This is a genomic window from Paenibacillus sp. FSL R7-0189, from assembly GCF_037969925.1.
GTDB lineage: Bacteria > Bacillota > Bacilli > Paenibacillales > Paenibacillaceae > Paenibacillus_AQ > Paenibacillus_AQ odorifer.
This window is the reverse complement of the sequence record NZ_CP150223.1, coordinates 284,046-308,541: the sequence shown is the minus strand read 5'-3', so window position 1 is coordinate 308,541 and position 24,496 is coordinate 284,046. Positions and strand designations below refer to the sequence as shown.

The window sequence follows — 24,496 nt, the reverse complement described above, 5'->3', positions numbered from 1 at the left end:
TCAATATAGTAAAAATGTTGGAGGGGTTGTTCTACAGGTGGATTTTCTACGAAAGAAGACAGCCTCTGCTGACCTCAAGCGGCAATTTGTCTATGACGTGATCACAGAAATCGCTGGTATCTCCGGTTGTTTTCAGTTAACCAAATACGCATTCCGACTCTATAATTAGGGGATTTTTCCCTATAATTCTTAGATATTGGGTCATCTAACTTATAATTAGGGAAAACCTCCCTGTAATTTACCTGATTTGGTGAAAAAGAAAGGAATCAACCCGATTTTTAGGGAGAAATTCCCTCATTATGCTCTTTTTTAGCGAATATCGGCTATTTTTAGGGAGTTTTTCCCCAATTACACTAAAGCGCACATCACACATCGCACACCGCGGCGCATCACACACAGCACACCGCACACCGCACACCGCACACCGCACACCGCACACCGCACATATCCCCTGGGTTAAAGTAAGAATCCATCCATTGTATAGCCAATTTATAAAAAAGAAGCTGCCCTATAAGTAGAATTCTCTACTTTTTGGACAGCTTCTTATTTCATCAGTCACAACCAGCTCAAGCTAAGTCCATTTCGCGGACCACAGCTTCATTTCCTTCAAAATTTGATGTAAATCCTCGCCTTTGGGAGTAAGCGAATATTCTACCGTAACAGGAACAGTCGGAAATACGTGACGTTCAAGCACACCATGCTCCTCCAGATGGCGCAACGTAGTGGTCAGTGCGCGGGGAGACACATTAGTGATTTTTCGTTGCAGTGCCCCAAAACGCTGCGTGCCGTCGAATAGCTCTCTGAGGACAAGAAAGGCCCATTTTCCACCTAATACTTCAAGTGTTTTTTCAACATTACATTCAATAGTAACAGGGGTTTTGGGGATATAATTATTAGTAGATTTAGCTGTCTTCAAGGTATCTCCTCCTGTTTGTGAAGCTACTATACTCTAGTATAGTAACTACACTAGAGATCACATAATAAACTAATTTTCACTTCTTTCTATTATATACAAACTATTCTAGAATGAATATGAGTGCTAAGCAACCTGCCAAAATCAAACACGGAACTATGGAGAGGAGCAGTTATTATGAAATATCGCAGATTAGGTGGAACCGGTTTAAAAGTCAGTGAGATTAGTTTGGGAAGCTGGCTGACATACGGAGGCTATGTGGAAAGAGATAATGCTGTTAATGCCATTGAAACCGCTTACGACTTAGGCGTGAATTTTTTTGATACTGCAAATGTTTATGAAAAAGGTGCTGCCGAGAAAGTACTAGGTGAGACTTTACGTAACTACTCTCGTGAGTCCTATGTATTAGCTACTAAAGTATACGGGGAAATGGGCTCGGGACCTAACGACCGTGGACTATCCCGCAAACATATTACGGAACAGTGTCATGCTAGCTTGAAACGTCTCGGAGTAGAATACGTGGATATTATGTATTGCCACCGTTTTGATCCGGAAACTCCAATTGAAGAAACCTTACGTGCGCTGGATGATCTGGTTCGGCAAGGCAAGGTATATTATGTCGGTGTTAGTGAGTGGACGGCGGCGCAAATGACCGATGCGTTAGCTGTAGCAGACCGCTATTTGCTAGATCATATTGTTGTTAATCAGCCGATTTATAATATGTTTAACCGTTATATTGAGAAAGAGATTATTCCGCTCGGTGAGCGCCGTGGGATTGGACAGGTGGTATTTTCTCCACTGGCTCAAGGGCTGTTAACTGGAAAGTATAACACGGACATCCCTGAGGATAGCCGTGCTGCTAAGCTGGATCGATTAAAAGATTCGATTACAGAAGAAAAGATTGAAAAAGTCCGCCAATTGAGTGGGATCGCCACGGAACTGAATATTTCTGTTGGGAATTTGGCTTTGGCTTGGATTTTGCGTCAACCTAATGTAGCTAGTGCACTGGTGGGTGCCAGCCGTCCGCAGCAGGTCGAAGAGAATGTTAAGGCTTCGGGTATGGAGCTTTCGGAAGAGATTTTGAAGCAGATTGAGGAGATTCTGGAGTAGTTGTTAGCTTCATAAAAAAGGAGACACGCTCATGGCGAAAGTAGTTGTTACAGGCGGCAGTGGGATGTTGGGCAGATGGGTGGTCCGGCATTTTGTAGAGCAAGGGTATGAGGTTGTGAATGTAGATACGCAAAAATCCGCAGATTCTTTGTGCCCAACGATGATTGCTGATTTGAATAATTTGGGTGAAGTATATGGTGTACTTGCTGGCGCTGATGCAGTTGTACATTTGGCTGCGATCCCAGCTGCAAATATAAAGACGAGTGAGGTCACCTTTCAAAATAATGTAGTATCTACCTATAACATTTTGGAGGCTGCAGCGGGTCTCGGGATTCGAAAAGCAGTGATTGCTTCCAGTGAATCCTCCTACGGAATCTGTTTTGCGGTTAATCCTTTGGGGCCGAAGTATGTGCCTATGGATGAGGAGCATCCACAGTTGCCTGAAGACAGCTACGGTCTGTCTAAGGTTGTGAATGAGCAAACCGCTGAGATGTTCTATCGCAGAAAGGGTATACAGGTCGTTTCCCTAAGAATCGGAAATGTTATTGATCCATCGGCGTATGAACGTTTCCCTTCCTTCATTCATGATCCAGCGCAGCGCGATCGGATTCTATGGAGTTATATTGATACACGGGATGTAGCAACAGCTTGCCAATTGGCAATCGAAACGGATGGATTGGGCGCGGTTGCTCTTAATATATGTGCAGATGAGACCAGCATGGCTGTTCCTAGCAGAGAGCTAATGGCCGCACGTTATCCAGAGGTGACGGATTTCCGCCAGCCGCTGGAGGGTCACGAGTCGCTACTCAGTAATGAGAAGGCCAAAAAGCTGCTGAATTGGCAGCCGAAGCACGTATGGCGAGATTATGTTAACCAGTAAATAACGAGCCGGATTCACTATAAGGAGCGTGCAAAATGAAGGTCTTATTTATTGGAGGTACGGGATTAATTAGTCAGGCTGTATCCCCGTTGGCTGTAGCTCAAGGAATCGAGCTGTATTTGTTCAACAGAGGACAGCGGGATGAATTCGTTCCAGAAGGTGCAAAAGTAATTAAAGGAGACATTCGTAATCCGGCAGAAGCCGCATTAGTATTACGAGATTACGAATTTGACGTAGTGGTAGACTGGATTGCTTTTACACCGGAACATGTGCAGGCAGACATTGACCTGTTCACTGGTAAAACGACGCAGTACATTTTCATCAGCTCAGCCTCTGCTTATCAGAAGCCGCAGCGTAATTATGTAATTACAGAAGAGACACCGCTGGAGAACCCTTATTGGGAGTATTCGAGGAATAAAATTGCGTGTGAGCAGCTGTTGATGGAAGCTTACAAGGCGAACGGATTCCCGGTTACGATTGTTCGTCCTTCCCATACCTATGGAAATACAGCCATCCCTGCGGCACTTACGAGTGGCCAGCATCCTTGGTCACTGATCGATCGTATCCGCCGCGGCTTACCTTTAGTCATACATGGAGATGGAACCTCTTTGTGGACACTGACGCATAATTCGGATTTTGCCAAAGGTTTCGTTGGATTGCTTGGACATCCGGAAGCGATAGGTGAGGCCATTCATATAACTTCCGACGAGGTATTAAATTGGAATCAGATTTACGCGGCCATCGGACAAGCGGCAGGTGTGGAACCTAAAGTTGTGCATATCTCCACAGACTTTATCGCAGCCTTTTCCCCTCCAGGGACAGCGGATGGCTTGATCGGTGATCAAGCGGTAAGCAGTGTTTTTGATAATAGCAAAATCAAACGTTTCGTGCCTGACTTTCAGGCTACTGTGCCTTTCTCCGAAGGGATCAAGCAGTCGGTTGCTTGGTTCGAGGCTCATCCTGAGCAATGTACGGTCGATGCGGAATGGTCTGCGTTACTTGATAAGTTGATCGAGAGACATGGTATTGAGGCCAAACCTCTTTCATTCTACGCATAAGGTTTATACAGTTATATTTAAAGACGGTCTGTTCCTAAGGGAGCAGCCGTTTTTTTGGGTTTGTCTCGTTCAATGTAAGGTTATGGAATGAATCAGCAAATCATGAATATACTCTCACTACCTAAAATTCCGTTGAAAAAGGAGTCCTGGCCATGCCAACCCATCCCTTTGTCTCGCGTTTTTTCGTAAATTCAGATGCACGTCGTGAGAAGTTGATTTATGATCTGCCGGAATCATGGTGGAGCCGTCCCTTTGAATATGAGTGGTGTATTAACTTTATTTCTCCGCATGGTGTTGTGCTGGATGCCGCCTGTGGGATTCCTCATCCCTTGAAGTTTTATTTGGCAGGGGTTTGTGCAGAGGTCTATGCCTGCGATAAGGACAGTAGGGTTATTTACCCGAAAGCTATCCAAGAATGTATTGAGAATGAGATTGGGGAAAAAGCGGCGAAGCAGGTTATCGCTAGAAGAACAAACAACCTGCATTTCGCTCAAGCTAATCTGACGGATCTGCCTTATGAGGATGAGAGCTTTGACACTGTCTTTTGCATATCAGTATTAGAGCATTTGAGCTTTGAGGATACAGTGGGTACTTTACGGGAATTTCACCGGACGTTGAACGAAGAAGGATTATTGGTATTGACATTTGATTACCCGACGGTAAATCTGAGTCTTATGAATGACCTGCTGCTGCAAACTGGATTTCAGTATTGGGGGGAGACGGATTTTGAGTTGCCTGCGGATGCTGTGCATACGGATGCGTGGGGCGGATTAAATTGCTTCAGAGCCGTTCTGAAAAAAGCAAAGGAATAACAGGTCTTTCTACTCTTAATTTAGTAACCTCTTTCCAGTATGCTAGGATCATAGCTAATAAAAAGATGAGAGGAGGCTGTGTTTTTTGAGATTAGGATCGAAGGTTTTGCGTAGAATAGCACTTATTACACTTATGTTATCACTAATAGTTCCTGTTACATCTGCTTCCAGTGCAGCTTCACTATCTTCAGATCCTATAAAGCTTGCTTTTGCGGGTGATATCCTTTTGGATGGTTTTGTTGGCGATCAGATTGCTAAATATGGGGTGAACTTTCCGTTTGTAAAGGTCGCACCTACGCTGCAAAAGGCTGACATCGCCTTCGCCAATCTGGAGACGCCTGTGTCTATCCGAGGGAAAGCGGCAGAGAAAACCTTTGCCTTCAGATCCAAACCAGCAACGTTAGGTGGCTTAACCTATGCCGGGATTGATGGAGTGTCCTTGGCGAATAATCATATTTTGGATTATGGAAAAGACGCTATGCTCGACACGCTGATCCATTTGGATCGAAACAAGATTGGCCATACAGGAGCTGGCAAAGATGAAGATGAAGCGTTCAAGCCTTATACTAAGACAGTAAAAGGGAAAAAGATCGCCATCCTTGGCGTTAGCCGTGTGCTTTCAGATCCTTCGTGGTATGCCGGCAAAAACAAACCGGGAGCCGCTTCAGCTTACACCTCGCAGCCTATGCTTAGCGCCATTCAGAAGATGTCCAAGGAGAATGATTTCACGATCGTATATATTCACTGGAATGAAGAGTTTAAGGATTTCCCTGAAAAGTACGCTCGCACACTAGCTAAACAGATGATTGATAGCGGGGCAGATTTAATTCTTGGCGCACACAGTCACTGCCTTATGGGCATCGAATACTATAAGCACAAGCCCATTTATTATTCACTTGGGAACTTTGTATTTAATCGTTCCACACGTGGTGGGGAAAAGACACTTAATTCTATGCTGTTGAATGTTGAGATTAAGGAATCCAAGATGACCAGCAAGATTACACCTGTCAAAATTATTGGCGGACAGCCTAATTTCATGGATGATTCCTACAATAGGAAAACGATTAAGCTCCTGAACACCCTATCTTTTAATGCCAACATAGATGCTAACGGCAGGGTCACGGAGAAGTAGCTCTATTAATACAAACTCTGATTAACTATTCACGGATTGCGCTCGATCTCGTTAGAATGCGAAATGTGTGGAGTACTTATGGAGTACGTATGAAGATGCGTATGGAGTACCTATGGATTACGTATAGAGTACGTATGATGTGGGGTATGGAATACCTATGGAGTGCCCATGAAGTATCATTGTTGTAATTGTGAAATAACTGCATTCTATACACCTATTTTATATGTAAAACGGACCATTCTGCTTTTAAGTGTATTCTATACAACTAAAAACTAGAAAATCGGCCTAGAGGGCATTAAATCAAGAGAATAGTTGTACGAAATACAGCTATATCCATCGGCCGAGCGAGTTGCAGAGTTATAGTTGTACAAAATACAGTTAAACTACTAATTAGTATTGGAACGTCTGTATAAAAAGCTGACTGTAGCAGTATGCAAAGTATTGGAACGTCTGCATCAAAAGCAGACTGCAGCAGTATGCAGAGTATTGGATTGGAATGCCTGCAATAAGGGGGAGATCCATATGGATCTCCCCCTTTTTATGCAGAAGCTAGGTTTGGATCAGTTAATCAGCCCTTCACCGCCCCCGCAACAACACCCTTAACGATGTACTTTTGCAAGAAGATGAATACTACGATTGATGGCAGCACCGCCATGACCATAGCTGTCATCGCATATTGCCAATCTGAGGTATATTGGCCCACGAAGGTGTAGGCAGCCAGTGTCAGCGTTTTGGTATCTGGGGAGCCGTTGACCATAAGCAGCGGGAGCAGGAAGTCATTCCAAATCCACATTACGTCGATAATGACAATGGTTGTTGTGACCGATTTCAGCAGTGGGAAGATGACACTGAAGAACAGGCGGAAGCCGGAAGCTCCATCAATCGTGGCACTCTCATCAATTTCAACCGGAATACCCTTGACGAATCCATGGTAGATAAACACGGCGAGTGGAGCACCGAAACCCCAATATAACAACCCAAGTCCCCAAGTACTCTCAGAGAGATTTAAGGTCTTAGCGGTTTGCAGAACGGTCAGCATGATCGATTGGAACGGAATCAGCATCGGCATAATGCAGAGGAAATAAATCACCCCGCTCAGTCTGGATTTCGTCCGTGCCAGCTTGTAGGCTGCTATGGATGAAATGAACACAATACCCAGAAGACCTACACCGGTAATGACAAAGTTGTTCAGAAACAGCTTCGGATAGTTGATAAACTTCCACACGTAGGAATAGTTGCCGAATACCAGATGTTTTGGCAGGGCGATGACATCCGTCATGACTTCGCTAAAGCTTTTTAACGAGTTGATAATCGTCAGAAATAGCGGATATAGAAACAGAAGAGAGAGGATGACCATAACAACTTCTAGAATGATTCGGCCTGCTTTGCGGTTTGTATTCATTATGCCTCAACCTCTCTTCGTTTGAAGAATGCTAACTGGAGAATGGTTACCACCAAGACGGCCAGGAACAGGATAAGCGCTTTCGCTGTACCGTATCCATACAGATTGTTCTGGAAGGTATCCCGGTAGATATCGTAAGCGATACTGTAGGTAGTTCCGCCAGGTCCGCCCCCGGTTAATGACAGGATGACATCGAACACCTTGATCGAATTGGTCAGTGCCATGAACACAGAAATCGTAATGGATGGAGCGAGCAGCGGCAGTGTAATACTGAAGAATTTTCTCATGGGACCAGCGCCATCAACTGTGGCTGCTTCTTTGAGATCCTCAGGTACAGATTGCAGACCGGCAATATAAATGACCAGATAAAATCCAATCGACTGCCAAATGGAGACGGCCAATATGGAGACGAAAGCAAGTCCCGGCGTCCCTAGCCAGCTTAGACCAAATATGGACCAGCCGGTACTTTCTCCGAGTGAGTTGAAACCTTGCATAAAGATAAATTTCCAGATAAAACCGACAATGACAAGACTGAGGATATAAGGAATAAAGAAAGCGGCTCTCAGCCAAGGGGTGCTCTTCAGCTTCATGTCCAGAACTAGTGCGAGCAGAATGGCCAGCACGTTAACGAGAACAATGTACAGAATCGCATACTTTATGGTGAACCAGGCTGAATTGGCGAAGTTGGTGTCGCCCATAAAGATTTGTTTGAAATTATCAAGTCCGACAAACTTAGGGTGTTTCGAAATTCCGTTCCATTTGGTCATCGAATAGCGGATAGTCATGGCAAACGGAATGTAGAATGCTACAGCGATACAGATGAGGACTGGGAGAGTGAATAATCCGAATTCTGTTTTCTCGCGCCATCTTTTGCCGAGTGATTTTAACATGGATGCACCTCTTCTTGATTTGTTGGGTGGTAATATCGACTAGGCTTGCCACACATAACCATTCCGGTTAGTCTATATTGTGTATTATAGAGCAGTACCCTATACTCAAAAATGGATTTAAGAGTACAGTTAGGGGTAAAAAGGTGAACTGAAATATTTATAATTAAGCCTGTAAATCGTGGGGGAGGTTGCCGGTCATTATTAAAAAATGGATCATAAAGCGGTTTGAACCCGTGCTGGAGCTTGTCTCACGCAGGTTGGCGAACAAGCTTATTTTGCTGTTTACAATCATCATTGTTTTGGTGGTGACCTCACTGACGTTCATTTCATACGGCATGCTGCGAAAAGAATCGGTGGATAACAGCATCGCCAGTACGAGCAACAATCTGTTGCTTGTCGGCCGGAATCTGGAGAGTTATTTGGACGGCATCGAGCAATTATCCCTGCCGCAAATATCGTATGACGAGATCACCTATGCGATTTTGCATGAATCGGAGGATTATGCCTCGAAGATGTATGTGGAGGACTACTTGAAGAACCTGTACTTCTCCCGCAATGATCTGGAAGCTATCTACCTGTATGTGATCAAAGAGCACAAGTATTATTATGTCACCAAAGAGAACTACAATATTACCGTGCGGGTCGCCGAGCATCCGTCGATTGAGAATCTTTCCTGGTATAAAAAAGCGCTGGCCAGCCCGTTTAACCGTTCTTACCAGTCTTTTGTAAAAAACCAATCCTCGATGATCAATAGCTCCGACTACCCTATAAATAAGGATAAAAGCTTCATGGGCTACCATCGATTGCTGCGCTCCATAGTCTCCAGGGAGCCGCAGGCGGTACTCTCCCTTTATTTCAACTCCTCGGTTACGGACGAGATTATGAAGGATATTCCCTTCAGTAAAGGGCAGCACCTAATGTACGTCAGTCCCGATAATGAACCTTTTGTGGTGGATGACCCCGGGTTTTATCAACAGAGCGAACAAGCGGGACTGCTTAAGGAGCTGACACCAGCCTCAGGAGGACGCGTGACGTGGTCGGATAAAGAAGAGAAGTATCTAGTGATTTATGACATCAGCAAAAAAGAAGGCTGGAAGCTGATTAAGCCGATTCCCTACAAAGAAATTTATGAAGCGGCCACAACAACACGCAAATTGAACTATTTCATAGGACTGTTATTTTTAATCGTTTCGGTCATCTTGGTCAGCTTTATTTCGAACAAAATAACGAGCCCGCTAAAGAATCTGTCGCTGCAGATGAAGCGGTTCAGTACAGGCAGCTTTGACGCTGAAGCACAGGTTGAAGGAAAGGATGAAATTGCCTATCTGTCTCGCCACTTCAATAAGATGGTGGAAAAGACGAATGAGCTGATCAATGAACGGTACAAAATGAAAATTGTCGAGAAAAATGCTGTACTCAAAGCACTGGAAGCTGAGATCAATCCACATTTCTTATATAATGCCCTGCAAGCCATTTCCACCAAGGCGCTGAAAAACAACAATGATGATATTGTCGATATGGTCGATAATCTTGCTATGACGCTGAGATACTGCATTAGTGGCAAAGATGTGGTCCATGCCAGAGAGGAATTAAAGCATATTGAACGTTATTTAGCGCTGCAGAAGGCCCGTTTCGGAAACAGAATGCAGGTGGCCTACCAGTGGGAAGACCCTTTGCTGGAGCTGGAGATTCCGAAGCTGTCCATTCAGACCTTGGTAGAAAACTGCATCAAGCATGCGCTGGAAAAAGTATCCACAACGATCACAATTACCATTGAAGCGCATGTGACGCCTAGCCATACTGTTATTTCAGTGACGGATGATGGACCGGGGTTTAGCGGGGAGCGGCTGGAGCAAGTGAGAAATTCTCTTCAAATCCAGTGGGAGGATCAGGGCGGAGAAAACGCTGCAGAAAGTGACACGGAAAGCATCGGACTGAAAAATTTGAACACGCGGCTGAAGCTTTTGTATGGTGAGGCTGCGGGTTTGGCCATTACCAGTGATGCTGGCGGAACAAAGATGGACATGCGGTTACCGCGGGGAGGGATTAACCATGTATAAAGTACTGATTATAGATGATGAGGAACCGTTGCGTGAGGCGATCAACATCCTGGGAGACTGGAAAGGACTAGGTGTCGATCAGGTACTGGAGGCTACGGATGGAAGTATGGGCCTAGCCATGCTGCGTGAGCAAAAGATCGATCTCGTATTGGTCGACATGAAGATGCCGGAGCTGAACGGAAGTGAGCTGCTGCAGATCGTGGAGAAGGAGTTCCCGGAACTGCTGACGATTGTAATCAGCGGCTACAATGATTTTGAATATACCCGCCAGGCTATCCGTTCTAAGGTAGTTGATTATTTGCTGAAGCCGGTCAACCGGGCGGATTTGAATGCGGCCTTGCGTAAAGCTATAGATGTGCTGGAGGCCAAACGCAAGAAAGAAAGTGAGTTCATCAACAGGAACATTACGCTCAACATGTCTCTGCCGAAGCTAAAGGAGAAAATCTATCTGTCGATCATTGAGCGCAGCTTCAAAAATCAGTCCAACGAGGCTTTTCTGCCGTTGATCGGCGCCGATACGACCGGAAACTATTTTGCTGCGGGTGTACTGCGGGTGCTCAATTTGGAACAAGTGCGTCGTAATCGCTTCCATGAGGACCGGGATTTGCTGCATTTTGCCGTCACAAATGTGATTAATGAGAATAGCGATGAGCATTTTCAGGCTTTCAGCTTCGCCAGCCATAAGGGAGAACGCGAGTTTATCGCCATCTTCACGATGAAAGGCGGCTATGAGGAGGACGCAACTTTCCGCTCTTTACATCATATGAAGAAGTTAGTCTCGACGCTGAAAGAGCTGTTCGGAATTGTTGTTGCCGGAGGAATCGGACAGCCCTATGGTGACATTATGGCGCTTGCTCAATCCTATGAGACTGCCAAAGCCTCTCTCGACGGGATTGATCTCCTGACGCTGAAGGGAGCGATTGTCACAAATAGCAGCAACGATACTTCCCAGGGGAAAGATAATCCTTCCTTGACGGGACGTATGCCCTTGATTCGCAACGCACTGGAGAGCGGGAACATCAATCATGCCAAAAGTATTTTAAGCGAATTCACGAAGAAATGGGAGGCTTCCGGACGTTTTAATCTGGGCGAGGCTGACCGGCAGATAGAGGAGTTTATTATTTTGCTGAACGATATTGCCACGGAGCTGGATGCGATCCCCGAACGTATTCGCGGCGGTAAAGATAAAGGATTGCGCGGGCTAGGCATCGGGAGCGATTTTGCTTCCTTTGGCGAATTTGAGCGGGTGCTGAGCGGAATTCTAGATTGCTATGGCAATGAAATCAGCAAAAGCCTTGCTGGCAATCGCCCCAGCGTATTGGAAAATATTAAAGCATACATTGATAATCACTATTTTGAGAATATTAAAATATCGATGTTCACGGATAAATATTTCCTGAGCAGAGAATACTTGATGAAACTTTTTAAAGGGCAATATGGTTATGGCATACATGAGTATGTACAAAAGGTAAGAATGGACAAGGCAAAGGAGCTGCTATCCACCCCCGATTTGAAAATCCAAGACATTTCCGAGATGTTGGGGTACAAGGACAAAAATTATTTCAGCAAGGCGTTCCGTAATTATTATGACTGTTCACCTTCTGAATATCGGGTTCTGCTATTGAACGGGGAGGAGTGAAGCGGTTACATGAACACACTTTTTTACCCTAATAAGTTCACTTATGTACATTCTTATCCTTTTTCTTTTTCTTTAGAATTGTCTCAAGACCACTAGATGCATGAGGAAAAGGGGGCAACATCATGTTAAAAAGATTTATGGCTTTATCTGCGAGTCTGCTGCTCGTCGGCGGATTATTGGCGGGTTGCGGCGGAAACAACAATGCCGCTAACAATAGCGGAACAGGGAATACTCCTGCCACAGATTCTGGCAAGCCGGTCACGATTAATATGTTCACCGCATCACCCGAGTACACTGATGCTTTTAACGCTTATATTGCCGAGTACAAGAAAGTTAAACCGAATGTGACGATTAATCTGGAGATTATGCAGGCTGACTACAATACGGTGCTCAAATCGAAGATTGCTGCGGGAAGTACACCTGACGTATTCCAGACCACAGCGGGCGGAGATATTGATACTTTTGCGGAGTATAGTGCTGACCTAACTAATGAGCCACTGGCTGCGGCGATGACCGATGCAGTGCGTTCTAACATGAGTTCTTCGGACGGTAAAGTGCTCGGTCTTCCGGTAAAAGGAAATCTATTTGTCCTGATGTACAATAAGAAACTGTTGGCTGATGCTGGGATTACAGAAGTTCCTAAGACAACAGCCCAAATGGACGATGCGATTACTAAGCTTGAAGCTAAAGGCATTACTCCTTTTGCCAACGCTTATAAAGAGTGGTGGGTATGGAAACACATCTTCCAACACTTCGTAGATGCGGCAGCCCAAGATGCGGGTACGGATGCTAAGACACTAGTAAACGATTTTATTGCCGGAAAAACCACGATCAAGGATCACCCGGTGCTGTACAATAACTTCTTCAGCTTCGTTGATACTACTGTTAAACATGGCACAGACAAACCGCTTGAACGGGACAGCAATGCTGAAGTCAGCGACTTTGCATCCGGCAAAACAGCGTTCATGACGGGTAAAGGCGCATGGGATGAAGAAGCCATTAAGAAAATTACACCGGACTTCGACCTGGGTATTATGGGTTACCCAGTCAGCGACAAGGCTGAACAGTCCCAGATTATTACTGGTGCGGATCAGGCCCTGCGTATCAATAAGGATTCTGCTGTAGCTGGTGAGACTATTGAATTCTTCAACTGGCTGTATACTTCTGAATACGGTAAGAACTGGTTCTCTACAGTAGCTAAGGTTATTCCTCCAATTAAGGATGCTCCTATGCCTGACCTGCAAATGCCAAAAGAAATGGAAGAAATCCTCAAAACAGAGAAATCCGGCGACCTGTCCGTGAACTATTCTCTGGATACCTTCCACCAAAAATTTGGTGAGCTCATGCAGGCTTACATCGGCGGCAGCAAAACTAAGGATCAAGCCATCGATGAAATTCAAAAAGCTTGGATTCAATTCGGATCGGCAGAATAACTAGGTTGAGATCAGGGGGCGGGCTCCAAGGTAAGATTCACTTACTGGAGAACCGTCCCTTTTTTATATGTTATATAATCATAAGAAGATACTGAGACAAAGTCAGGAGGTACATTATTGTGAATAGCAAAATGATTGAAATCATTGAAAATGGACTATATCTTACGATTGAAGTTACGGAAGATCAAGATGTTCGGCTATTGCATTTTGGCGCGGCACCTTTGGAAGCAGCCATAGCGGATAAGAACAAGCAAGGCTTCCGGCTGCTGGAGCTGCAATTATCGGGCGAAGACCGCGCCGAATATCACGGGCGCACACACCGAGCATCCTATCCGGGTCTTCGGATGGTATATGCGGGACACAGCGATACAGTGAATGCGCTCGGGCGTAAATTGGAGCTTAGCTTGGCTGATCCGATTACAGGAATCCAGGCAGTGCAGCATTTTCAATTCTATAAGGGTGTGCAAATCGTTCGAAGCTGGTCAGTGTTAAATAATGCTGGAGAAGCTGAGGTGGCAGTGGAATACATCTCCTCCTTTGCTCTTACAGGTGTAGACAAAGAGGGGGGCAGGGAGCGCAATGATAAGATTGAAGTAACCCTTGCCCACAGCGGATGGCAGAGTGAACTTCAGTGGCGGACCTACCGGCTGCCTGAGCTCGGGATGTATCATTTGGCAGACCGTGGCTCCAAACGAATTGCCGCAAGCAATACAGGCTCTTGGTCAGCAGCGGAACTTCTGCCGATGGCGGTTTTGCATAATAAGGAGAGCGGGACAAGCCTGTTCTGGCAGATTGAGCATAACGGCTCTTGGCATTGGGAGCTGACGGATCAATACGATCAGCTTACACTACTGGTCAGCGGACCTACAGAACATGACAACCATTGGTGGCTGAAGCTAGCTCCCGGTGAAGAGTTTACTTCGGTGCCAGCAGCTGTGGGTGCTGTGCAGGGAGGATTTCAGAGCGCGGCAGAACAGCTTACGGTATATCGCCGGATGATCCGCAGACCTAATGAGGATAATGAGCTGCTGCGGATTATTTTTAATGACTATATGAATTGCCTATGGGGGAGCCCAACGACTAAGAAGCTACTGCCTTTAATTGATGCTGCCGCGGAAGTAGGTTGTGAATATTTCTGCATTGATGCTGGCTGGTATGCACCCGGAGAGTGGTGGGATGGTGTAGGCCAGTGGGAGCCTTCCAGCGATCGGTTTCCGGAAGGGATTAAATATGTGCTCGACTATATCCGCAGCAAAGGGATGATTCCCGGACTATGGCTTGAGCTGGAGGTTATGGGCATCAACAGCCCGAAGCTTGCGGAGACTGATGACAGCTGGTTTTTCATGCGGCATGGTAAAAGGGTTAAGGACCGTAGCCGCTATCAGCTAGATTACCGCAACCCGAAAGTCATTGATCATGCAAACGGTGTTATTGCGCGTCTGGTTGAGCAGTACGGTGTAGGATACATTAAAATGGATTACAACATCAATGCAGGCATTGGGACAGAAACGGATGCGGACAGCTTCGGAGACGGGCTGCTACAGCATAACCGCGCTTATCTGGCTTGGTTGGACAGCATCTTTGTTCGTTATCCGAACCTTGTCATCGAGAACTGTTCCAGTGGGGGAATGCGCATGGATTATGCGATGCTTAGCCGACACAGCATCCAGTCTACCAGCGACCAGGAGGATTATGTACAGTATGCGGCGATTGCCGCAGGTTCTCCGGCAGCACTGACACCGGAGCAGTCCGCAGTTTGGTCTTATCCGCTGCGCGAGGGGGACGATGAGGAAGTCATCTTCAATATGGTTAATGCGCTGTTGCTTCGTGTACACCAGAGCGGTCATTTGGCGGAGCTTGAACCCCACCGCAGGAAATTAGTTAAAGAAGCGCTGGATTATTACAAAACCATTCGCAGTGATATCCCACACGCCACGCCCTTCTGGCCGCTCGGCCTGCCTGACAGTGAGGGCGAATGGGTCAGCCTTGGCCTGCGGCGCGGCGAACGACGGTATGTTGCAGTATGGCGGATTGCCGGAGAAGCTGCAAATGTCCAATTGTCGATAGAAGAGCTGAAGGGATTTGAACCAGTGATCGCCTGTGCCTATCCTCAGCAGCATAGTTCAACTTGGAATTGGGATCAATCGGCAGGGGTTTTGACGGTGGCACTCCCACCAGGAAAAACAGCGAGATTGTTTGAGATTACTTCGTAAAGCTTGCGGCGGGCCTGCTCCCCTTCAGTCTGCTGTTGGGGAGCGGCCGCTGTACTTGCTAGGGAAATAGTTTTTTTCACTGCCTTTCTAATTCGGTCAGGTTTGGCTTAGCTGCTGAAAGTATGTTTAGAAAAGGTAGTACAATGATTGTTTCGAATTCATTATTTTGAGCGTTAGTAACTAGATGACCTCCGTATTTTTCGGTGACACTTTGAATATTTGTTAAGCCGAATCCGTGAAAAGCGGGATTCTCTTTAAAATTATGCTGCACTATAGTGCTAGAATTGTTCCGTGAGTTGGTGACTTGGATAAACAATGAAGTATCGGTAGTGAAAATTAGCAGCTGAATAAATCTATCTTCTTTTTTTGGAACTCTTGCAGCGGCGTTTAGAGCATTATCCAGCACATTCCCGATCACGGTACATAAGTCAAACCGATCAATATCAATAGCTTCGGCGTGTATATGAATATCATACTTAATAGCAATTTTGTGTTCACAAGCAATATTTAGCGCGTTGCCAATTAAAGAATCAATTACCAAATTACCTGTTGATAGTTTGAGAGAAGGCTGATGAATTTGACCGAGCATTGAATTGATATGATGGATAGATTCCTGAATCTCATTGTTCTGAATACAATTCCGGACATATACCAAATGCTTGTTCGTATCATGGATAACTTGTTTGATGCTTGTAAGGGAATGTGTGGTTTTTTCATAGCTGATGTGTTGATAATCCATCTGTTTATGTAATTGCAGATTTTCTTTAGTCAGTTTGGTGTTTTCATTAATTTTACCGAATAAAAGGATGGTTTCTCTGATTAGCAGAATAAGCAACATCATGATGACCATTGATAGATAAAGAGTCATCCTCGTTCTTTGAATTGTGCAATCATATAATAGGCGTAGGCTTCTTTAACCTCTTTTGCCTGAGTACGGCCAATAGGAAACTGCTCTTGATTGTGCATGACTACGGAAGTAGCTGTAAACTTATGGACATGTTCCAGATTAACAATAACGGAACGATGAATAAGCATAAATGGACGGTTTAGTTTACTTATATATTCTGAAATTGTACCTGGAATTATGTAATGCTGCGTAGAGGTAATGATCTTTAGTCGGTTTTTAGCCAAGGAATGTTTGATTTTAACAATCGCAATAATGTCAGAATTTTTGATCACCATATGTCCATCTTCAGTTTTAATCATTAGAAACCTATTTACAGAAGAAATGATATAGCTACATAGCTTTATTATCTTTGCCTCAAAACACTCATAGTTTACTGGTTTAATCAAATAATGGTAGGGTTGCACATCAAAGCTGCTCATTACGTACTGCGGATAGTTTGTCAAGAATATAATTTGAACCTCCCGATCCGGAAGTGCACGGATTTTTTTTGCAACCTCGATTCCATTTAATCCTCTCAGTTCAATATCCATTAGAAGTATATGAAAAGGATAACTACTCTGTTGATTATAATAGTGAAGCAATTCCTCACCGGAGGTAAAATATTGAGTCTCGAAAGAGTAAGCCGTGCTTTTCATAAGTCTTGGGAGATATTCCTTTAGCAAATCGTGTTCCTTTTTCTCGTCATCGCATACGGCTATGCGTAACAAAGCCATCCCCCCCATAATTAAATTTGTTAATCTTCAGAGATACCAAAACCTGACACGAAACGTCATTCAGCCTCCTATTCCAACCATTAGCTACCAAATTACCCCAAATATTCTTTTATATGATATATTGATAGCGTTATCAATGTCAAACCGAAGCTTGAAAGTAGAAGAGGATATATTCTATGAATGATAAGGATACCCTTGAAAAACTTATCGGATTATTTAAAGCGCATAAAAAGAATTTATGTATTATTTTTCTGCTCTTAATATTTTCTACTTTGATTAGTTCCATTTTGCCGATGTTCAACAAAATTATTATTGATGAAGGATTTATGAAATCAGATGTTAGAACCATTATTTTAACGGCAATCTACATCTTTCTTTTGTCTATGTTCAGTAGCTTTTTAGATTTGCTCAAAGAAAAACGAAGAATAAAAATAGCTTCAAATATTATCTACTCCTTGCATAAAGCTGCATTTGATCGACTTATGAAAGTGAAAGTGAAATATTTCACTGATAAAAACTGCAGTGAAATTTTAAATCGCGTTAGCACCGATATATCGAATATTTCGCAAATAACGGATGGTAGCATGCTTTTTATTGTTAGTCAGTGTTTTAGTTTGGTAGGAGGAGTTATTGGACTTTTTATCATAAGTTGGGAACTTACACTTATTGTGCTTATTTTAATTCCTATAGAATATTTAATTTTGAAATCGTTTGCTAAAAAAAGAAAGTCTCTTGCGGAAAAATACATCACGAAGGATGGAGAATATTCGCATTGGTTTGAGGATAGTTTGAATGGTGTGAAGGAAACAAGGCTTTTTAATTTATTCATTTTCAAAGAAAAAGAATTTGCAGACAAGCAGAATCAAGTAATAACCTCCCATATGGGAATCAGTTTATTGGATAATTGGCGGATTACTGTGGAGAGATTTCTAATTGGAGGACTAGTTCTTCTAATATATGCTTCTGGATCGACGATGATATTAGATTCAAAGCTTTCGGTAGGAAGTATATTTGCATTTATTACCTATAGCGCTTATGTGACCACTCCTATCTCATCGATGTTGAATATTGGATACTTATTGTCGGGAATAATGCCTTCTGCCCGAAGGTATTATTCATTGCTCGAGGAAGAAATCGAAGCTTGTGATGTAGAATCCGCCAACATTGGTATGAAGCGACTCAACCCTTTTGGGAGCATTCAGTTTGAAAATGTAAGCTTTGCTTATGATACTGAACTGATCTTGTCAAATGTGAATTTCACGATTGGCAGCCATGAGAAAGTGGCCATTGTAGGAATGAATGGTTCGGGGAAGTCTACAATCCTAAATTTAATCCAGAGGTTTTACGAACCACTTGCAGGAAAAATTTTATTTGACGGAGTGGATATTAAGGCTATTAATTTGAATGAATATCGCGAATTAATTTCGACTGTTAGTCAAGAGATATATCTTTTTGACACAACCATCGAAAATAACATAAAACTTTACAGTGAAAACCATGAGGAGCAGTATAGACAGGCTATTGAGGCTACCCAATTATTAGAGAAGGATACAAGCCGGTTTGAGGATTATGTCGTAGGTTCTAATGGGAACAAGTTGTCCGGTGGACAAAAACAAAAAATCGCGATAGCCAGAGCATTAGTAAAAAGCAGGCCTATGGTGATTTTTGATGAAGCGACCTCCAACCTTGATCTTCACTCTGAACAAGCCATCAACCATCTATTAGATACAGCACTCAGTAACAATACAGTGATTATAGTCAGTCATAGGCCGGAAATTCTGAAGCATGTGGATAGAGTAATCTTTTTAGAAAAAGGCCAGGTCTCCGCTATTGGACTTCATGAGAAGTTGTCTTATACAAATGAAAGGTATCGGCTCATCACACAACAGCATCAATTCGTTTAATGGGTTTACCCTTCGAGTGATTTAAATATCAAATATTGATATTTAGATAAATACGATTTGAAAGGAGGAATAGGCATATGAAACAACTTGTAAAAAGAACAAATGCAAATTATGAAACGTTGGAGGCATATGCAGCTTGCAGTGCATGTCCTTGTTATGCATGTACATGCAATGCCAGCGGATCAAACAAAGCAGCCATGAAACAAGTAACCTATACTGGTAACTCCATGAAGATGACTGCTATTGGAATCGGGTAGTAAGTGCAATCTTAAGTATAGCTAAGAGCAGGATGGCTAAATGGCTTTATTAAAAAAGCTGTCCTGCTTCACTTTTAGAGTGGGGGGAGTTCAGGTGCCAGTATTTCATTTATTTGAAACGGTAACGGGAAAATATATGTTCGATGCGAATGCAAATACATTTCTTAAATTAAATGAAAGATCTTATCAGGCTTTGTTGAACTATAGAAATTCAAACTTTGAACAAGTGGAACCGGAGATTCAAAACTTATTTGATTCCGGTTTTTTGGCGGAGAAACAGGATTTTGAGATGATTCATCCCATGAGCGACTCTTTGCAGCACAATTTAAGCAGAAGCGTTGGCTCGATAACTTTGCAGGTCACGCAAAACTGTAATTTAAGATGCAGCTATTGCGCGTATTCAGGGAGCTACTTACACAGAGTACATACCAATAAGAGAATGAAAAAAGAGGTTGCTTTGAAAGCAATTAAGTTTTTGATTGAGCACTCCGTAGATTCTCCAATTATTAATATTGGATTTTATGGAGGAGAGCCCTTACTGGAAATGGACTTAATAAAAGCTTGTGTTGCTTATGCCAGAGAACAAAGTGCGGGCAAAGAACTAACGTTTAACCTTACTACAAACGCAACTTTAATTACCGACGAAACCTTAGAGTTCTTATCTTCTAATGATTTTAATTTAACGATCAGCCTGGACGGCGATGAAGTCGCGCATGATAGAAACCGAGTTTTTGCGGTAAATAATAAAGGCAGTTTTCAGACTATTATGGATAATATTGAAAATATCAAAAACAAAACACCAGACTATGTTGATAAAGTGATGTTCAATGCAGTAATTGATCCAAATTCAGATTTTAGCTGTTCCACAAACTTTTTTTCAAACTATGAGACCGTAAAAGACTTTGCTGTTATGGCAAGTGATATAGCAAGTAGCTACAAAAAAAGTGAGTCCTTAATCAATGACAGTTTTATCAAGATGTATAATTACGAAGTTTTCAAATTATTTCTTTATAAATTTGATAGGCTTAAGAAAAATGATGTATCCAAGCTGGTGATGGAAAGCTTTGATCAAATCCAGGAGAATGTCCATAACAGGCTTAGAATCTCTTTCTATGATGTAAAAAAAGACCATCATTCCGGACCGTGTGTTCCAGGAGTACAACGATTGTTTGTGAATGCTGACGGTGCTCTGTATCCCTGTGAAAGAGTTAGTGAAGCATCTAGTGTAATGAGGATTGGGCATATAGATACAGGCTTTGAATTGGATAATATCCGGAACATACTAAACATTGGAACAATAACGGAGAAAGAATGCAAAGAGTGCTGGGCCTTTAGATATTGCACTTCTTGTGCAATGGCCGCCGATGATATCAGTGAGTTTTCTGCTGCCAAAAAATTAAGTATCTGCAATAAAGTTAAAGAAAACACTGAGAGTTTGTTTAAAGATTATTGCGTACTAAGAGAGTTAGGCTACGACTTTGATAAAGAAAAAGTGTAATGGGGGAGACAATGGTGAAAAAAAGAGCAATTGTTTATCCATATCATGCAGATTTCGGTCCGGTCGTCAGATTCTCCAATTTACTGGGCAACTATGAGCTTGTTTCATTAATGGCACCTTTAGGTTTTGGACTGAATGAAAAAGATGCAGCGTACAGCTATTATGGTGAGGATGTGGGTATAAAAGTTAAAGATTCTTTTTCAGATGATGAATTTGATGTGTTAATGATTTGTGAATTTGAATGCAGTTTTGAAAAAGTGGTGTTCCCGACAATTATCAAAGCCGCAGAGATGGGGAAAGATATTGTTCTGCTTAACAGATGTGCTGATCATGAAGTTGAAATGGTAAAGAAGGTATGCCTGAAAAATAATGTGGAACTCACAAGTTTTTTTGGAATTGACATTGACAGAACGAAAGTAGAACTCGTTGAGAAAATACTGCTGGATATTAATGTTCCGATAATCTGCGTGGCGAGTCTTATGGAAAAATCCAATAAATTTGATGTTCAGCTTAGCCTAAGGGATTATTTCTTGAAAGAAGGGTACAAAGTAAGTCAAATTGGGACAAAATCTTATTGTGAGATTATGGGATTTCATTCTTTTCCTGATTTTATGTTTAATCATAAAGAAGCGGAGATAGATAAAATATTTCTTTTTAATCACTTCTGTAAATATATTGAATTGAACGAACGACCTGATGTAATGATTATCGGAATTCCAGGCGGGACAATGGTATATAATAATCTGTTTACCAATAGATTTGGTATTACTGCATTCGAGGCGGCTAGTGCAATCCATCCGGATGTCGGTATTATGAACTTGACCTATGATGATTTTAATGGAGAGTTTCTCGATAAGATATGTGTGTCAACAAAGCATAAATTAGGTTTTGATATTGATTGTTTTAATATGTCAAATCATAAATTTGATACGGGCAGAAGCAAACAGGATAAAGAATTGAAGTTTTTTACGGTTGATTCTAAGTTGGTTGATGAAAAAATTGCACAAATATCGCTAGAGTCAAAGGTTCCTCTGTTTAATTCGTTAAATGGGACAGACACTTTGAAATTAGCAGAATGCTGTGAAGCTCTATTGTTACAGGAAAATATGCAAATCGTATAAAAGAAGGGTGATATTTATGGATCTGGATCAAGTGCGTGAACAGATAAACGAAATATTATTCGACGTAATGGGAATGGACAAGATCAAGCTTAATGAAAACTACTTCTATGAAGATTTATTGGGCGAGGCGATGCAGTTCTCACCACGGGATTTGTTGGTTCTATTTGTACATATTGAGGAAAAACTAAAAATACAAATTCCGGAAACCGATATATTAAATGGATGCTTCAACAGCCTAGATCGAATTAATAATACAGTTTGCCGCATTCTACAGGAAAAAAGAATAAGGGAGTTGGTTTAAGTTGTTGAATGTAGCTTCACTCAGTAGCCTGAATCGTGCGGGGGCTGCAATGGTAATCCAGAAAAATAAGAGTTCAGAGATTTCATTTCAAGACGCGCTATCGACATCGAGTTCGGAAGCGGTTTTGACGGAATTGGAAAAAAAATTCGACATTAAAATCAACGTTCAAGCCATACCAAAGAACAATGAAGCAGTGAAAAGTGTATACTCTGGTAGTGTTGGCAAAGGGAATGTAACCATTGCTCCAAATATACTGAATCAGTCGGCAACAGATCCACAAATGCAAAAAAGGGTAGAAGCAATTATTCAGGATCATTTTGCTTCCAGCGCTAATGATAAACCCGGTGATGCCAGTGGCGTCATTATACATCCGGATGGAACAGCTACTTTTTGGGTGATTGGTGATTATTTAACACCTGCCGAGCGGGAGAAGATTAATAAAGAAGTAGAGGCAGAAAAAAAAAGAAAGGCGGAGCAGTTAGACTCGTTGAGTAAATTAAGTAGCAGCTCTAGCCTATCACAATTCGGGTTATTTATTGACAACTCCAATAATGGTGAAGAAGATAGCATGTATTTAAATAGTGTGCTACAAGCTAGTCTGGATTCGATGCTGCGGAAAAAGAACCTGTTTAATTAAATGATTAATCACTTTTTTAATCATGACTACCGCCTGGGTCAATGGATTTGTGACCAATGAGGCGGTTTTATTTTTGTCGATCTGTAAAAGGAGATGATGAACATCGAAGCTAAAGTGAAAATTGCCGTGATTGATGATGGTATCAACGAATATTTGCTAGGTGAACCGGTTGTTCAACAGTTGATCTTCAATGAAGATTTCACAATAGACGCTTATACAATAGACAGTCCCGAAAGAATAACTCACGGCACCATCTGCGCAGGCATAATTAAGCACTATTATCCGGAAATCTATATGTATAGCTTGAAGATATTGTCTGATACCTTAAGGGGAAATATCCAGAAGTTGTATAGTGCACTAGAATGGTGCGTTCAAAATGATATCCAAGTTGTAAATATCAGCTTGGGAAGCCATTGCTCAGCGGATTTATTAGAAACGCAGAGAGTTATAAACAAGGTTGCTGGTCAAGGCTTAGTTATTGTAAGTGCCGCAAGTAATCATGATTATATTACATATCCAGCTTCTTTTTCAAACGTTATAGGCGTTAAGAGAGAGGTAAGCAACACGCTGCACGAAGGGGAGTTTTATCTCAATGATAATATCATCGACGGTATAGAATTTACGGCTTTTGCTAGACATCATTTGAATGGTAAAGAGTGCAGCAACTCGAACAGCTTTGCCGCGCCCATGATTACAGCCAAAGTATGTGAACTCATTGGTAAATCTCACCTAACTAACTTGCAGCAAATAAAACTCATGTTGTCGAAAATGGCAAATAACTATAGGGACGATAAACACTTGTTTATTTGCTATGCTGACCCTGATTGGATAAGTGATATATTAGTATGCTATGTGAACGGAAAATGCAAATTGGACAATCGGAATCTTTGCGTTAACATACACGGTGAAATTGTCGTTCCCGCTGAGTCGGCTTATGATGCTGTTGATGCAGCCCTATTGGCTTACAATGAAAATATTGAGACTCTCGTTGTGATCAGCAGAGATCTTTACCCTGATGCTTATGTTGAATTACAGTGGATTGCTTCGAAATACAATAAAAATGTAGTGTTTATTGACAATTACCAAGGAAAAGATATGAACAAGATAGTTAACAATCAGTGTACTAACATTAAGTTATGGCATAGCTTATTCAAAATACACAACATTTACACACTTAACAGCACCCCGTTGCTGATCGAAGAGCCAATGGTTTCTATTTACATCCCTGCTGACACTGACTTTGAAGTTATTCTCTGGTTAAAAGGGCAATTTAAAAATAATAACTATAACAGTTATTTTGCATCGAATCACCCTATCGGAGTTTTATACGGAATAGACTATGTTCCTGAGACAAACTCAGCGCAGACATCTTCCTATTTTTCCTTAATTCTGAATAAGAAATCTTACGATATCGCGATATATGTCTTATATGGCTATGATATTTCGGATAAAATAGAAACGGATATTGAAATAGACATTGAACCATTAAACGGTTACTTTCAAGCAACTTTTGCTGTAAATGGCTTATGCCAGGAACGTATTATCAATATTAAACAGATTGATGAAACCTTTATCGGAGAACTTTATAATTCTATAGTTTATTTACTCTCTTAATG

At 42.4% G+C, this 24,496-nt stretch carries 22 protein-coding genes; 17 read left to right on the top strand and 5 right to left on the bottom strand.

Translation table 11 applies throughout. The features are described 5' to 3' along the window. Positions 1-37: 37 nt before the first annotated feature. Positions 38-169, top strand: coding sequence for a hypothetical protein (locus MKY63_RS01485; RefSeq protein WP_254924624.1), 132 nt, complete (start codon positions 38-40; stop codon positions 167-169). A 402-nt stretch (positions 170-571) separates the two neighbouring features. On the opposite strand, the gene MKY63_RS01480 is transcribed toward MKY63_RS01485, so the two are convergent. Beyond that, positions 572-916 (bottom strand): helix-turn-helix domain-containing protein, encoded by a 345-nt coding sequence (locus tag MKY63_RS01480; RefSeq protein ID WP_036684053.1) that lies wholly within the window; start codon positions 914-916, stop codon positions 572-574. 174 nt (positions 917-1,090) lie between these two features. Between MKY63_RS01480 and MKY63_RS01475 the strand changes: the two genes are divergently transcribed. The 5 genes from MKY63_RS01475 to MKY63_RS01455 all read left to right on the top strand — a co-directional run bounded on the left by MKY63_RS01475 (position 1,091) and on the right by MKY63_RS01455 (position 5,905). Then, positions 1,091-2,023: an aldo/keto reductase family protein gene (locus tag MKY63_RS01475; protein WP_036684051.1), complete on the top strand. Its 933-nt coding sequence runs from the start codon at positions 1,091-1,093 to the stop codon at positions 2,021-2,023. Between the two features lie 31 nt (positions 2,024-2,054). Next, positions 2,055-2,903: an NAD(P)-dependent oxidoreductase gene (locus MKY63_RS01470; protein WP_036684049.1), complete on the top strand. Its 849-nt coding sequence runs from the start codon at positions 2,055-2,057 to the stop codon at positions 2,901-2,903. Between the two features lie 35 nt (positions 2,904-2,938). Further along, entirely contained in the window at positions 2,939-3,961 is a 1,023-nt protein-coding gene (locus MKY63_RS01465) for an SDR family oxidoreductase (protein ID WP_036684048.1), read from the top strand. A gap of 152 nt (positions 3,962-4,113) precedes the next feature. Next, entirely contained in the window at positions 4,114-4,773 is a 660-nt protein-coding gene (locus MKY63_RS01460) for a class I SAM-dependent methyltransferase (protein ID WP_036684047.1), read from the top strand. 85 nt (positions 4,774-4,858) lie between these two features. Beyond that, on the top strand, positions 4,859-5,905 hold the full coding sequence (locus tag MKY63_RS01455; protein WP_235219502.1) for a CapA family protein: 1,047 nt from the start codon (positions 4,859-4,861) through the stop codon (positions 5,903-5,905). 568 nt (positions 5,906-6,473) lie between these two features. Here the strand turns inward: MKY63_RS01455 and MKY63_RS01450 are convergent. Then, entirely contained in the window at positions 6,474-7,307 is an 834-nt protein-coding gene (locus tag MKY63_RS01450; RefSeq protein WP_036684045.1) for a carbohydrate ABC transporter permease, read from the bottom strand. Then, positions 7,307-8,197, bottom strand: coding sequence for a sugar ABC transporter permease (locus tag MKY63_RS01445; protein WP_036684044.1), 891 nt, complete (start codon positions 8,195-8,197; stop codon positions 7,307-7,309). Before MKY63_RS01445 ends, MKY63_RS01450 begins: the two co-directional genes overlap by 1 nt. A 197-nt stretch (positions 8,198-8,394) precedes the next feature. On the opposite strand from MKY63_RS01445, the gene MKY63_RS01440 reads away from it, so the two are divergent. The 4 genes from MKY63_RS01440 to MKY63_RS01425 all read left to right on the top strand — a co-directional run bounded on the left by MKY63_RS01440 (position 8,395) and on the right by MKY63_RS01425 (position 15,542). Then, positions 8,395-10,257, top strand: a complete 1,863-nt coding sequence (locus tag MKY63_RS01440) for a histidine kinase (RefSeq protein WP_339813416.1) — start codon at positions 8,395-8,397, stop codon at positions 10,255-10,257. Then, positions 10,250-11,896 (top strand): response regulator, encoded by a 1,647-nt coding sequence (locus MKY63_RS01435; RefSeq protein WP_076308245.1) that lies wholly within the window; start codon positions 10,250-10,252, stop codon positions 11,894-11,896. The genes MKY63_RS01440 and MKY63_RS01435 overlap by 8 nt, the downstream gene beginning before the upstream one ends. 122 nt (positions 11,897-12,018) lie before the next feature. Then, the gene (locus tag MKY63_RS01430) at positions 12,019-13,329 is read left to right on the top strand and encodes an extracellular solute-binding protein (protein WP_076179646.1); all 1,311 of its coding nucleotides are present in this window, start codon (positions 12,019-12,021) and stop codon (positions 13,327-13,329) included. Between the two features lie 131 nt (positions 13,330-13,460). Then, the gene (locus MKY63_RS01425; protein ID WP_076099998.1) at positions 13,461-15,542 is read left to right on the top strand and encodes a glycoside hydrolase family 36 protein; all 2,082 of its coding nucleotides are present in this window, start codon (positions 13,461-13,463) and stop codon (positions 15,540-15,542) included. Between the two features lie 76 nt (positions 15,543-15,618). Here MKY63_RS01425 and MKY63_RS01420 read toward each other — a convergent pair whose 3' ends face one another. Beyond that, positions 15,619-16,410 (bottom strand): GHKL domain-containing protein, encoded by a 792-nt coding sequence (locus MKY63_RS01420; RefSeq protein ID WP_080742445.1) that lies wholly within the window; start codon positions 16,408-16,410, stop codon positions 15,619-15,621. Next, on the bottom strand, positions 16,407-17,162 hold the full coding sequence (locus MKY63_RS01415) for a LytTR family DNA-binding domain-containing protein (RefSeq protein ID WP_169744753.1): 756 nt from the start codon (positions 17,160-17,162) through the stop codon (positions 16,407-16,409). The genes MKY63_RS01420 and MKY63_RS01415 overlap by 4 nt, the downstream gene beginning before the upstream one ends. Before the next feature lie 176 nt (positions 17,163-17,338). On the opposite strand from MKY63_RS01415, the gene MKY63_RS01410 reads away from it, so the two are divergent. From MKY63_RS01410 to MKY63_RS01380, 7 genes are all read left to right on the top strand, one after another. Further along, positions 17,339-19,066 carry an ABC transporter ATP-binding protein gene (locus MKY63_RS01410; protein ID WP_036684028.1) on the top strand — a complete coding sequence of 576 codons (1,728 nt, stop codon included), beginning with the start codon at positions 17,339-17,341 and terminating at the stop codon, positions 19,064-19,066. Positions 19,067-19,143: 77 nt separating this feature from the next. Beyond that, complete coding sequence (locus MKY63_RS01405) at positions 19,144-19,323, top strand: CLI_3235 family bacteriocin precursor (RefSeq protein WP_036684027.1); 180 nt, start codon at positions 19,144-19,146, stop codon at positions 19,321-19,323. Positions 19,324-19,363: 40 nt separating this feature from the next. Next, positions 19,364-20,821 (top strand): Cys-rich peptide radical SAM maturase CcpM, encoded by a 1,458-nt coding sequence (gene ccpM, locus MKY63_RS01400; RefSeq protein ID WP_217904434.1) that lies wholly within the window; start codon positions 19,364-19,366, stop codon positions 20,819-20,821. 11 nt (positions 20,822-20,832) lie between these two features. Then, positions 20,833-21,942, top strand: a complete 1,110-nt coding sequence (locus tag MKY63_RS01395; protein ID WP_036684025.1) for a TIGR04066 family peptide maturation system protein — start codon at positions 20,833-20,835, stop codon at positions 21,940-21,942. 16 nt (positions 21,943-21,958) lie between these two features. Beyond that, positions 21,959-22,243, top strand: coding sequence for a hypothetical protein (locus MKY63_RS01390; RefSeq protein ID WP_036684022.1), 285 nt, complete (start codon positions 21,959-21,961; stop codon positions 22,241-22,243). Position 22,244: 1 nt separating this feature from the next. Next, a complete protein-coding gene (locus tag MKY63_RS01385; protein ID WP_036684019.1) occupies positions 22,245-22,880 on the top strand; it encodes a DUF6033 family protein in 636 nt (211 codons plus the stop codon). A 93-nt stretch (positions 22,881-22,973) separates the two neighbouring features. Further along, positions 22,974-24,494, top strand: coding sequence for a S8 family serine peptidase (locus MKY63_RS01380; protein WP_080742448.1), 1,521 nt, complete (start codon positions 22,974-22,976; stop codon positions 24,492-24,494). Positions 24,495-24,496: the final 2 nt, after the last annotated feature.